The following is an 11,203-nucleotide window of genomic DNA, read 5'->3' on the forward strand; positions in this document are numbered from 1 at the left end:
GCCGTAGGCGACGCCGAGGCTGTAGTAGGCCTTCGCATAGTCGGGCCTGATGACAATGGCGTACTTGAACGCCTCGAGGGCCTCTGAATACCTGCGGAGCTTGCCGTAGGCGACGCCGAGGCTGTAGCAGGCCTTCGCATAGTCGGGCTTGACCGCAAGGGCCGACTTGAATGCCTCTATGGCATCGAAGTACCGGTCCAGCCCGTTGTAGGCGATGCCGAGATTGTAATAGGCCTTCGCATAGTCGGGCTTGATCGCTATCGCGGCATCAAAGGAGTCGATCGCCTCTCTATAGCTTCCGAGAGAGCAGTAGACGTAGCCGAGATTGTAGTGGGCCTCGTAAAAGTCGGGGTAGAGGCGCACCGCCTGCCGGTATGCCGTGATCGCCTTGAGGTGGTCGCCCTTCTCTTCGTAAATATTGCCGAGATTGAAGTGCGCATGGGCATAGTCGGGGTTAAGCTCGACAGCCCGCTCATAGGCTCGCACCGCCTCTGCGCAGAACCCTTGCTTGTCATATGCGATCCCCAGGCAGTAGTACGCTTCGGCATAGTCCTGATCGATATCGACCGCCTGCTGCAATGACGCTATTGCCTCGTCAGTGCGGTCGAGCTTCAGGCAGCAGCTGCCGCTATAGAGACAGGCCCTTGCATAGTCCCTGCTCAGGGGGTGCGCGGTCCTGAACGCTTCGCGCAGCGCCTCGCAGTAAGGGTCTTTCCCGGGCCGGCAGAGCGGGCTCTCGGACGGCAGTTCCTTGGCGACGATCGTCTTGAACGCCTGGAGCGCCTGCTCGAAATCCCCGAGGTCGCAGTAGGCGAATCCGAGGCTGAAGAGCGCCTCGTTCTCCTCGCCCCTGATTCTCTCGTTCATCTCCCCAGTCCCGGAGCTGCAGGCGAGGCAGTGGGCGATGGCGGTAAAGAGCTCTGAGAGGTCGGGGGTTTTGACGATATAGGCGTCCGCCTCGCTGCACTCCTCCCTAAAAGTGCCCATCGTCGAATTGATGATGAAGGGGAGCGCGGGGTAGACCGTTTTAGATGCCTTCAAGAGAGCGGCGCCGCTGAGGTCATCGGGAAAGAAGACGCAGGAAACGACCAGGTGGACTTCGTTCGCAAGCAGATGGGCAAAGGCGCTCCTCGGCGAGGACGAGTGGACCAGCGTTATGCTTTCGCCGAAGGTCTTTTTCAACTCATGCCCGTAAAGCCGGTGAATATAGGCGTCGTCGTCCACGAGGAGGACGACGCTCCTCTTGCCGGTATGGACTCCCCCCTCCCCACGGGCGAGCGGGTGCTCTCTCGGCCCCGCAGGTCCGGGCGGCGCGAGCGGGTCCCGGCTCTGCAGGTTCTGCAGAAGAGGGTTGTTTACGTCAGCTCTCATAGGCGGCTTCCTTTCCCTATCTGCAGCGCAATGCGGGAGCCCCCCCCCGGCACCGCCCCGGCCGACGCCCTGCACTTTCCGGGCGTTCGCCCGTGCGCTGCACGGTTCTGGCTGGGTTTCCCGGTGCGGCCCTCGTTCCGCATGCTTCCCCCTGCAGACCGCCCTTAAGCAGTCGAGGAAGCACTCCGTGTGCCTGAAGCGGCTCTCCTCGAAGAGCCGTTTGAACGACTTCTGGCGAAAACCCGTAACGGTGAGGCGTTTGTTCAGGCTTGCGGAAATCCGCTGAGCCATGCAAAGCACCTGGAAACAGGCGGCGTCGATGGCGGTCACCTTTTCGAGATTGAAGATAAGATGATCGACGCGGTGCAGCGCCCGCATCAGCGCGGTTTTCATCTCGCTGCTGTACTGCTTGGTCAATGCTCCGTCAAAATACAGCAACCCTATGCTTCCCGACTGCTCGAATCCGAACTGTATCATTGTTGCGGCGTCTCCTCTTCCCTGTAAGTAAAAATTCATAACTCATCTGTTCCGGGGTGTCCGGCCCCGGACAGACATCCGGCCTTGACGACAACAGTACTCTGCTGGTGCCTGCGCTGGTATCCGCGCTGGTAGTAGCTCAGACGGCGGAGCGCGGCGATGCTCCACTGCGCTCCCTGTCAGCCAAGATGGTTTACCGCGGACCGCTCCGGGTTGTCCTCACGTATGATGCATTCCTGCGTCAGGACCACCTCTTATAGGTGTCACATTGTTCGAAATGTGTTCCGCAATAGTACATCGCACTCTCTATGTTCTGGCGCGTCATGCCGGCGCACAGCGCACCGTCATAAGGCTCCTGTATGAAGGGGCAGGATCGGTTGATCATCTTAATTTTCTTCTTCCTGGACTCTTTTCCTTTTCTTTTGGCAGTGCTGAAGGTCGGATACATTACCATTGTGTTGAGCATGAAGGTACACCCCTTTATCTAGTGGTATCTATTGTGTTTAAGGCACATATGTAGTATCAAAGTGTGTGCCAAAAAGAGGGATTCTTTATAAAATTTCAGGTTTTAGCATAAAAATAACTACTTATAGAACACTATACTGAAGGTATTGGTGGAGCGCGCGTGCCATTTGTGAGTCGTGGCACAATTGTGTGCCGCGACACAACTGTGTCATGGCACACTTATTTTTTCATAGATAAAGATTCCGGACAAGCCGGAATGCCTGCTGCTTTTTTGCTGGAGACTTTTGGAACATCTAAGAAACGAGCGGGGTAGGGCAGCTTAATTGTAGTCGCGCATGAGGTTGTACTCTTTGATCTTGCGGTAGATCGTCCTTCTGCTTATGCCGAGCAGCCGGGCGGCGCCGGCTTTGTTCCAGGCGGCTTTCTCGAGAGCGTGGAGGATCGCCTTGGGCTCGTCGGTGCCTCCCTCTTCAGCAAGAGCGTGCCTGCTTTCGACGGTGCTCTTGAAGTCCGACGGCAGGTCATTGATGGTAATCGTGGTGCCGCGGCAGAGGATAAAGGCATGCTCGAGCGTGTGCTCGAGCTCCCGTATATTGCCGGGCCAGGTATGCATCAGGAGCATCTGCTGGACCTCGGCCGAGACGGCGACGATCTCTTTATTCAGTTTTTTATTGAATTTTTTCAGAAAAGAAGCGACCAGGAGCGGGATATCCTCCCGCCGCTCCCGAAGAGGAGGCAGCGGGATCTCGACGACCTTCAAACGATAATAGAGGTCTTCCCTGAACTCCCCCCGCTTCACCTTCTCCCGGAGAACCCTGTTCGTAGCCGCGACGACCCGGACATCCACCTTGATCGGGGTCGAGTCGCCCACCCGCTCGAACTCCTTTTCCTGGAGCACCCTGAGCAGGCGGAGCTGCATGCGGGGGGTGATATCGCCGATCTCGTCGAGGAATATCGTGCCGCCGTCCGCTCTCTGGAAGCGGCCGACCTTGTCCCTCACCGCTCCGGTAAACGCCCCTTTGACATGGCCGAAGAGCTCGCTCTCGAGCAGGCTCTCGGAGAGCGCGGAGCAGTTCACCGTTACGAAGGGCTTTGTGCTCCGTCCTCCGCGATAGTGCAGCGCCTCTGCGACGAGCTCTTTTCCGGTGCCGCTCTCGCCGGTGATGAGCACGGTCGTCTGCACATCGGCGAGATCATCGATAAGAGAGTATATCTCCTGCATCTTCCTGCTCTTGCCGACGATGTTATAGAACTGCTGCCGCTCCCTCAGGTTGCGCTCGAGCCCGTCGAGGTGCGTCTGGTCGCGGATGACGACTACGGCCCCCGACAGCAGGCCGTGGGCATCCTTGAGCGGGACCATCGAGATCTCGAGGACCTGCACCCCGCCGTCGTCTCTCTGGCATTCGATGCGGGGCACCTCGACGGGTTTCATCTGAGCAATCGTCTCCTTGAGCGCATCGCAGCACGCAGCCTGCAGGGAGGCCGGCCGGAGTACCAGCATCGCGCCTATCTCGGCGCCGGTGAGAGTGCCGAGGGTCTTCGCCGCCTCGTTGAGCGCGAGGATGCGCCGCTCCGTATCCACGGTGATAATCGCGTCTTTCACGCTCCTGAAGATCGCCTCGAGGTGCGCCCTGTACCGCTCCTTTTCATCAGTGAGCATCTTGTGCTGCAGGGCGAGCCGGGCGACGCTCAGGAGGCGGTCCTGCTTTACCGGCTTGGGGAGATAGTCGAACGCGCCGAAGCGCACGGCCTCCGATGCGGTATCGATGTTCGGATAGCCCGTGATCATAACAACGGGGCAGTTCATTCCCCGCTCTTTGACCTCCCGCAACAGCTCGATCCCGCTCCGGCCGCCCATGAGGATATCGACAAACAGCACGTCGAAGAGGGTATGACTGATGATCCCCATAGCCTCGTCGACGCTCTCGGCGGCGAGGACATTGTATCCCTCCTCGGCAAGGAAGCTTTCGAAGGTGTAGCGTATGCTCTCCTCGTCATCGATGACGAGAATCGTCGGCTTCATGAGACCCATTCCTCGTTTCGGCTTTCCTCGGGCCGCTTTGCGGGCAGGTCGACTACAATGGTCGTCCCCGCATGCTCGGTGCTCTGTATCGTCAACCTGCCGCCATGGTCGCTGATGATGCCGTGGCTTATGCTCAACCCCAGTCCGGTGCCGGTCGGCTTTGTCGAGAAGAAAGGATCCTTGACCTTGTCCAGTATCTCGGCAGGGATTCCGGGTCCCTGGTCACGGAGGGATATCCGGACAAAGGGGACACCGTCTGCAATGAAGCTCTCCCCGGTTATCTCGAGCGCCTTGTCCTCATGCTTCCCCGGAAACCGCGTATTCAGGGCGTATTGAGCATTGCTGATGATGTTCAGGAACACCTGCTGTATCTGCTGGGTGTTGGCGATAACCGGCGGCAGGTTGTCGGCAAAGCTCACCGTAAGCGCGATGCCGTCCTTCCTGAGCTGCGCCTCGGTCAGGGCCAGGGTATCGGCGCATATCTCCTTGAGGTGCGCTGCGGCCTTCTGCTCCTTATGATCCCGCGCAAACGAGAGCAGGCTCCTGACGATGGTCGCGATGCGATCGCCCTCTTTGATGATCCTCGCGGCGATGTCGTGCTCTTTGCTCTCTTTGGGGCTCTTGTTGGCCAGCAGCTGCGCATAATTGATGATGCCGTTGATGGGGTTGTTGATCTCGTGGGCCACCCCTGCGGCGAGCTTGCCGATGGAGGCGAGGTGGTCGGACCTCATCACTTCCGCCTGGAGGACCATCCGTTCGGTGGTATCGCTGGCGATGGTGATGACATTGACCACGCTGCCGCCTTCATCCTTGATGGGGAACGCCCGGGAATCGAAGACTCTTCCGTTCGGGAGGGTTATCTGCCTGCGCTCCTCCCTGCCCGAGGCCAGGCAGCGCAGCACATGGCAGTCGTCGCAGGGCGCCGGCAGGTTGTGCCACAAGGTATGGCAGTACTGGCCGGTGAGGCCCGCGATCTCTTCTCCGAGCAGGAGCGCGGCCCCCTTGTTCGACCAGAGCGTCTTGAGGTCGGGGGAGAGCAGCAGTATGGCGTCGGGAATCGCATCGAGCAGGGTATTGAACTCCTGCGAGAGTCTCCTGAATTTCTTCTCGCTCTCCCTGAGCGCCTCCTCGGCGCGGATGCGGTCGGTGACGTTCACCATGTTGAGGACCAGGCCCGAGACATTGCCGTCCCTCTCCTTGACCGGGCTCAGGCTCCAGTCCCAGTATTCCTTTTTCCTGCGATACCCCCTCAGGTATTTGAACGGCTCCCCGTAAACGACAAAGGGCTCGCCGGTCTCGATGACGCCCCTGAAGATATCCTCGTGCCTTTTATTGGGGAAGAGAGCGAAGTGGTTCTTCCCCACGAAGAACTCGGGGTCGTGCTGCTCCGCCTCGGCGTACGACCGGTTGACCCGGATAAAGTTGAACTGGGCGTCCATGTAGGCGATCAGCACGTTGATGCTCGAGAAGACTCTCTCGAGGAGCTTGTTGGCTTTCTTGAGCTCCCGTTCAGCACGGGCGCGCTCCATAATCTCCCGGCCGAGATACTCGTTGGCGGTCTTCAGCTCCTTCGTACGCTCGTCAACGAGCTCTTCCAGGTGGTCGCGATGCCGCAGCAGCTCCTGCATCAGCTGCTCGAGCTCGACCTTCTGCTCCTGCAGCCGCCGGTTCGCTTCCTGCAGCTCTTTTGCATACAGGCGATCATGCGGCGACCGCTCTTTAGGCATGCTCTCGTCGTGAAGCTGTTTCTGTTCTGCTTGTTTGCGGGCCCGGGCGGCGCCGGGTGACTCAGGCTTCGTCGCTTTCATTACGCTGTCCTGTCTTCAGAGAGCGCCGCCTGGCGGTGCTGCATAGATGCGGAACCATAGGGCACGTTTAAATTATAGAGCATATGGAACGAAGATTCATTCTCTATTTTGGCCTTATGCTGTTCCCGTCTTTTGCCTGATGAGCAGGGCTTCTCGTGCTCCCCCCGGCGGCTGTTCAAAAGGGAGAGGCGCCTCGTGTGGAAAACGGAGGGGGTCTGTCCTGTGCGCCTAGCCGTTCTGCCGGAAAGCCCGGCCGGTCAGCTCGGCCATGAGGGACTTGACGGGCACGATACGGTCGACCCTCCATGCGTTGGTCCCTACGGTATACAGCGGTTCCTCTTTATCGGGATTGTACCCTGCGGAGCTGAGCAGCCCGTTGCAGATGCAGAAGTGGTGCTCGTTGCTCTCCTTCGCCGGGCAGACGGAGAACTTCCCCTCTTTATCTTTGAGGAGCACATAGCCTTTGTCGCACTTCGGTTGCCGCAGGCGCTTCAGCGCCGATACATACATCGGAGATTGTTGAATGATCCTGAAGGGCATGCCGCAGGGAGAGCCGGGATCGTAGGCGACCATGATATCCCTTTCCTGCGCAGCAACGACAGCCTGCTTGTAGGGCTCCGAGGCGGAGCTCTCTTCAGTGGTGAGGAAGCGCGTCCCCATCTGGACGCCGTCGGCGCCCATCGCCATGAAGCGCACGATATCCTCGTGGGTATAAATACCCCCTGCCACGATGACCGGGAGGTCGCCGTACCGCTTCGCCATATCCTTGACCGGGGGCAGAAGATTCTCGAGCCTGTTTGCCTCGAGGTCAATCTGGTCTATTTTGAATCCGAGATGGCCTCCGGCGAGCGGCCCCTCGAGGACAGCGGCGTCGGGCCGGTAGCCGAGCTTCTCCCACTTCTTGCAGATGAGCTCGAGCGCCCTGGCAGAAGAGACGATGGGGATCAGGGCGGTGTCTTTCGGCGGCTGGATGGCGGGCAGGCCGAGCGGCAGGCCCGCTCCCGAGATGATGGCGTCCGCACCGGCATCGAGCGCTCCCCGCACTGAATCGACATAGTCCCGCACGAGGGCGACCATGATATTGATTCCGGCGAACCCCCTGGACTCCTTCGCCCGGGACACCTCTTCGTAAGCTGCTTCATAGGTGGTGTATTTCTTCCCGGTCCTCTTCGAGACGAGGCGGTCGAGACAGGCGCTCGAGACGATACCGAGTCCTCCCTCACGTGCCACTGCGCCGGCGAGCGGAGAGAGCGAAACGCCGACACCCATCCCTCCCTGGACGATGGGTACGGTTATCCTTTTACCCTTGATGAGCAGCGGCTGCAACACAACTTCCGATCCCGACAATGATAACTCCTCCGGCTCCCGGTACCAGGTAATGCCTGGAAATTAAAAGAGGTTTATATTTACTTATTGTACCTTATTTTGGCAAGAGAAATGTTTTAATCATGCTATAAATCAGGTATTGCAGAGGGTGCGACGTGGCCCTGTTGAAAAAACCGGTGAGCCGTGGAGGATTCGAACCTCCGCCCCGCTGATTAAGAGAAGTGTTCAAGGCTGGACCAAGGGGCTTGAAAATGCCGAGATAATTTCATATTAACAAAGACTTGCTTACGTAAACAATTGTTTATAATTTATCAACAATGGCCTACTTTTGTCATAGATTTATGACGATTTTATGACAGTCTTCCTTTCTAATTTCCCTCTTCCCAAATATTAACAAATTTGTTATATTATCATATGTGGACGGTTCAGTATGATGAGCGTCTTGAGGAGTGGTTTAGCACTATCTCAGCGGATATTAAGGCCAAGATACTGAGAATTGTCGACATGCTTGTCACCTGCGGGCCGCTCAATGTGCGAGAGCCGTATGTCAGGCATATAGAAGGGCACAAGAAATTATTTGAGATTAGGGCAAAAGGAAAGGACGGGATCGCAAGGGTTTTCTACTTTACTGCCTCAGGGCAAAGGATCATTCTGCTGCATGGTTTTACAAAGAAGACCATGAGAACGCCTAAAAAAGAAATTGATATAGCGATGAAGAGAATGCAGGAGGTACTCCATGGCTAAATTGAAGGATTTTAAAAAATTAAAAGAGGAATGGCTTAAGAACCCCGCAGTCAAAAAAGAATATGATGCTCTGAGCACGGAATTTCAGATAGCAGAGGAAGTGCTCAAGGCGAGAGTGAAGGCTCATATGACCCAAGCCGCACTCGCCAAGAAGATCGGAACGAAATCCACTGCCATCTCAAGGCTGGAATCTCCGAACTATGGGAAGGCATCTATTTCTATGCTGAAGAAGGTAGCGAAAGCCCTGGGCTGCGAGCTGCAGATACGGCTTGTGCCAAAAGGCCGGTAAGTACGAAGATGGCCGTCAGACGTATTCGTTGGGCAACTCCTAAAGTCCGGCAAAGAGCGCCCAGTCGGGGATTGCCCATATGTTCTCTCTGATGCTCTTGAGCTCCTTGCCGTGGTACACAATAATTCCAAGAGGAGCTGCCTTCTTGTTCTCCTTCATAAATGACTCCAGAGCACGGCCATCTGCATAGGTTATCCTGTCCGAGGACTTCACTTCGATCGGCAGCAGAGTTTTTTCTCCGGCAAGAAGAAAGTCAATCTCCATTCCGGCGCTCGTCCGGTAGAAAAACAGATCAGGCTCCACAGGCTGCAGCTGCTTCCACTTGACAAGCTCGGAAAATACCCAGCTTTCATAGGAAGCGCCGGAGCTGACGGTCATCTCTCCCAGAATCGCCTTGTTGAGACCGAGGTCGGGGAAATAGATCTTGGGACTCTTGATGAGACGTTTGCCGATATTTTCATGATAGGGCTGCAGTAAATGGCATTGGAAGGTCATGGAAAGCAGGTTGATGTATCGTTTTACCGTATTGACTGCCAGGGATGCATCCCGTGCCACCTCGCTGATCGAGAGTATCTGCCCGGTACGTGCACAGAGCAGTTTTTGTACGAGGACGAAGGTATCGATGTTGCCAACCTGCCCGACATCAGCGATATCCCGTTCTATATAGGTCTTTCGGTAATCTTTCAGCCAATTAAGCTTGTCCGTTTTCTCTTTTCTGTGCCATACAGAAGGGTATCCTCCCCACTGCTGATGCTCATCCCGCGTCTGCGCGACTGCACGGAGCTTTCCGGGCGAAAGAATAGTGAACCGGTCGATGTCCTTCCGGGGCAATCTGCGGCCCTCCCAGATCGTGGAGAGGAGAGGGGTACCGGCACCGTCCACTACTTCGTGAAGAGAGAAGGGATAAAGATGCAGTAGCCCGATCCTGCCGGCAAGGGATTCTTTGACGGTATTGAGGAGGGTCAGTTGCGAAGACCCGGTAAGTATAAAGGTGGTCCTCTTTTTCCCTCCCTTTCTTCTTTGTGCATCTACCACATATTTCAGCGGATCGAAGAGAGCCGGGATTTTCTGTACTTCGTCGAGGATGACCAATGGTGTGTCTATCGATTCCAGGATCGAGATTGCAGCATGTTGAAATCGCAGCCGTTCGTCAGGGTCATCAAAGGAGATATAGGTGTAATCGAGACCTGTAGCCTTTGGAATCAGGATCTCGCAGAGCGTCGTTTTTCCCGTTTGGCGGGCTCCGGTAAGGACAAGGGCCTGCTCCTGCTTTAGCCTTTTCAGGAGAAGGTTAACGATGTCACGGCTGATAATATCCATGCGCTATTATTTCATAGTAAATGCAAAATTACAAGGTAGATATGCACCTTGGCTGAAAACTAGCCAAGAAAGGATGGGGAACCGGTTTCCAGTAATCGGCATTGAAGATGACCCATCAATAGTAACATGCCGTTTTCAGAATGAGCTCCCAGAGGTATGGCATACAGCAGATGCACGAACGCAAGCCTGACCCTCTGCGCCTACTTATGCTTATACGTTCTGTCTATTCAAAGAGCCGGGATAAAGGCGTCTTGCAAAGCCCCTCATTTGTAGTGTATTGTAATACAGGAGGTGTGCTATGAGAACAGTGTTGTCAGTAAGCCTGCCGGAAAACATATCAGAGGAGCTCGATAGATTTGCAAAAGCTACGGGGCGGAATAAGAGCGACATAGTGAAGGAGTCCCTGAGTTTGTTTCTCTGGGAGATGAAGCTCAGGGCAGTGCAGAAAAAGCTCGGCCCGAAAGCAAAAAAACTTGGCCTTATCAGTGAAGAGGATGTGTTCAAGGCAATATCATGATTGCCGTATTTGATACGAACGTTCTCATTGCGGCAATTATCACTGAAGGGATCTGCTCGAAATTATTGCACAGGGCGCGCGCCGGAGAATTTACACTTGTCTCGTGCCCATTCATTGTGACGGAACTTCGGCGCATACTCTCAAAGAAATTTCGCCTTCCCCATGAAGAAGTCGCCTCGGCACTAGACCCCATCAATGAGGCGATCAGTCAAATTATCGAGCACAATCTCAAAATTACGAATATTTGCCGTGATGCCGATGATGACAACATTATCGCCTGTGCGTTGGCGGTGAAGGCTGATTATCTTGTGACAGGAGACGCTGATCTGCTGGAGTTAAAAAGCTGTCAGGATGTTAGAATTGTAACCCCAAGGGACTTTGAATCGTTATTTGTGTAATAGCGGGCTTAGCCAGACACATCCCATTTCTGCAATTCTTCAAATTGCTTACACCACCTCAAAGGACGGCGCTGGCGGGTTCCGGAAAGCAGAAAAGGCCGGAAGAGCTCTCCCGGCCTTTTGATTTCTTTGGTGAGCCGTGGAGGATTCGAACCTCCGACCCGCTGATTAAGAGTCAGCTGCTCTACCAGCTGAGCTAACGGCCCACACCATAGAATAAACTGAATATTTACAATACAGGAAAACCGCGCTGCTCGTCAAGCTTTCCAGCGGAAATCCGTGCTGTGCGCGAAGAATCTTCCCTTTACCGGCCCGGCCCCGTCTGAACTTTCGCCGGAGTGTCAAGCCAAAATAGAAATGTCCTATTTTTACCAAAATAGAAATGTCCGGTTTTATGCAGCTGCTTTCTGAGGCCGTTTCCTCAACTTCTGGCGCTCAAACATTCTCTTGTTACTATCCCTCCAG

Annotated in this window: 9 protein-coding genes and 1 tRNA gene; 4 read left to right on the forward strand and 6 right to left on the reverse strand. The window is 55.5% G+C overall.

Annotated elements, in window-relative coordinates; genetic code table 11:
- The 4 genes from AB1805_16995 to AB1805_17010 form a co-directional block, all read right to left on the reverse strand.
- Nucleotides 1-1,848, reverse strand: a 1,848-nt coding sequence (locus AB1805_16995) for a tetratricopeptide repeat protein (protein ID MEW5747128.1), incomplete at its 3' end; no start/stop codon positions are given.
- A 784-nt stretch (nucleotides 1,849-2,632) separates the two neighbouring features.
- Nucleotides 2,633-4,336: a sigma-54-dependent Fis family transcriptional regulator gene (locus tag AB1805_17000; protein MEW5747129.1), complete on the reverse strand. Its 1,704-nt coding sequence runs from the start codon at nucleotides 4,334-4,336 to the stop codon at nucleotides 2,633-2,635.
- Nucleotides 4,333-6,144 (reverse strand): PAS domain-containing protein, encoded by a 1,812-nt coding sequence (locus tag AB1805_17005; protein MEW5747130.1) that lies wholly within the window; start codon nucleotides 6,142-6,144, stop codon nucleotides 4,333-4,335. The genes AB1805_17000 and AB1805_17005 overlap by 4 nt, the downstream gene beginning before the upstream one ends.
- A 228-nt stretch (nucleotides 6,145-6,372) precedes the next feature.
- Nucleotides 6,373-7,491, reverse strand: a complete 1,119-nt coding sequence (locus AB1805_17010; GenBank protein MEW5747131.1) for a nitronate monooxygenase — start codon at nucleotides 7,489-7,491, stop codon at nucleotides 6,373-6,375.
- Between the two features lie 393 nt (nucleotides 7,492-7,884).
- Here AB1805_17010 and AB1805_17015 point away from each other — a divergent pair, with 393 nt between their 5' ends.
- Nucleotides 7,885-8,214, forward strand: a complete 330-nt coding sequence (locus AB1805_17015; protein ID MEW5747132.1) for a type II toxin-antitoxin system RelE/ParE family toxin — start codon at nucleotides 7,885-7,887, stop codon at nucleotides 8,212-8,214.
- Complete coding sequence (locus tag AB1805_17020; GenBank protein MEW5747133.1) at nucleotides 8,207-8,503, forward strand: helix-turn-helix transcriptional regulator; 297 nt, start codon at nucleotides 8,207-8,209, stop codon at nucleotides 8,501-8,503. The genes AB1805_17015 and AB1805_17020 overlap by 8 nt, the downstream gene beginning before the upstream one ends.
- A gap of 39 nt (nucleotides 8,504-8,542) precedes the next feature.
- On the opposite strand, the gene AB1805_17025 is transcribed toward AB1805_17020, so the two are convergent.
- Nucleotides 8,543-9,823, reverse strand: coding sequence for an ATP-binding protein (locus tag AB1805_17025; GenBank protein MEW5747134.1), 1,281 nt, complete (start codon nucleotides 9,821-9,823; stop codon nucleotides 8,543-8,545).
- A 298-nt stretch (nucleotides 9,824-10,121) separates the two neighbouring features.
- On the opposite strand from AB1805_17025, the gene AB1805_17030 reads away from it, so the two are divergent.
- Together AB1805_17030 and AB1805_17035 are read left to right on the forward strand one after the other, a co-directional pair.
- Nucleotides 10,122-10,340, forward strand: coding sequence for a ribbon-helix-helix protein, CopG family (locus AB1805_17030; GenBank protein ID MEW5747135.1), 219 nt, complete (start codon nucleotides 10,122-10,124; stop codon nucleotides 10,338-10,340).
- Entirely contained in the window at nucleotides 10,337-10,738 is a 402-nt protein-coding gene (locus tag AB1805_17035) for a putative toxin-antitoxin system toxin component, PIN family (protein ID MEW5747136.1), read from the forward strand. The genes AB1805_17030 and AB1805_17035 overlap by 4 nt, the downstream gene beginning before the upstream one ends.
- Nucleotides 10,739-10,868: 130 nt before the next feature.
- Here the strand turns inward: AB1805_17035 and AB1805_17040 are convergent.
- A tRNA-Lys gene (locus tag AB1805_17040) sits at nucleotides 10,869-10,944 on the reverse strand.
- Between the last annotated feature and the right edge of the window lie 259 nt (nucleotides 10,945-11,203).

The sequence above is a fragment of the Nitrospirota bacterium genome (genome assembly GCA_040752355.1).
Lineage (GTDB): Bacteria > Nitrospirota > Thermodesulfovibrionia > Thermodesulfovibrionales > Dissulfurispiraceae > JBFMCP01.

Coding starts and splice junctions, on each gene's coding strand:
- AB1805_17020 (MEW5747133.1), top strand. CDS start 8,207: ATGGCTAAATTGAAGGATTTTAAAAAATTAAAAGAGGAATGGCTTAAG.
- AB1805_17005 (MEW5747130.1), bottom strand. CDS start 6,144: ATGAAAGCGACGAAGCCTGAGTCACCCGGCGCCGCCCGGGCCCGCAAA.
- AB1805_17030 (MEW5747135.1), top strand. CDS start 10,122: ATGAGAACAGTGTTGTCAGTAAGCCTGCCGGAAAACATATCAGAGGAG.
- AB1805_17025 (MEW5747134.1), bottom strand. CDS start 9,823: ATGGATATTATCAGCCGTGACATCGTTAACCTTCTCCTGAAAAGGCTA.
- AB1805_17015 (MEW5747132.1), top strand. CDS start 7,885: ATGTGGACGGTTCAGTATGATGAGCGTCTTGAGGAGTGGTTTAGCACT.
- AB1805_17035 (MEW5747136.1), top strand. CDS start 10,337: ATGATTGCCGTATTTGATACGAACGTTCTCATTGCGGCAATTATCACT.
- AB1805_17000 (MEW5747129.1), bottom strand. CDS start 4,336: ATGAAGCCGACGATTCTCGTCATCGATGACGAGGAGAGCATACGCTAC.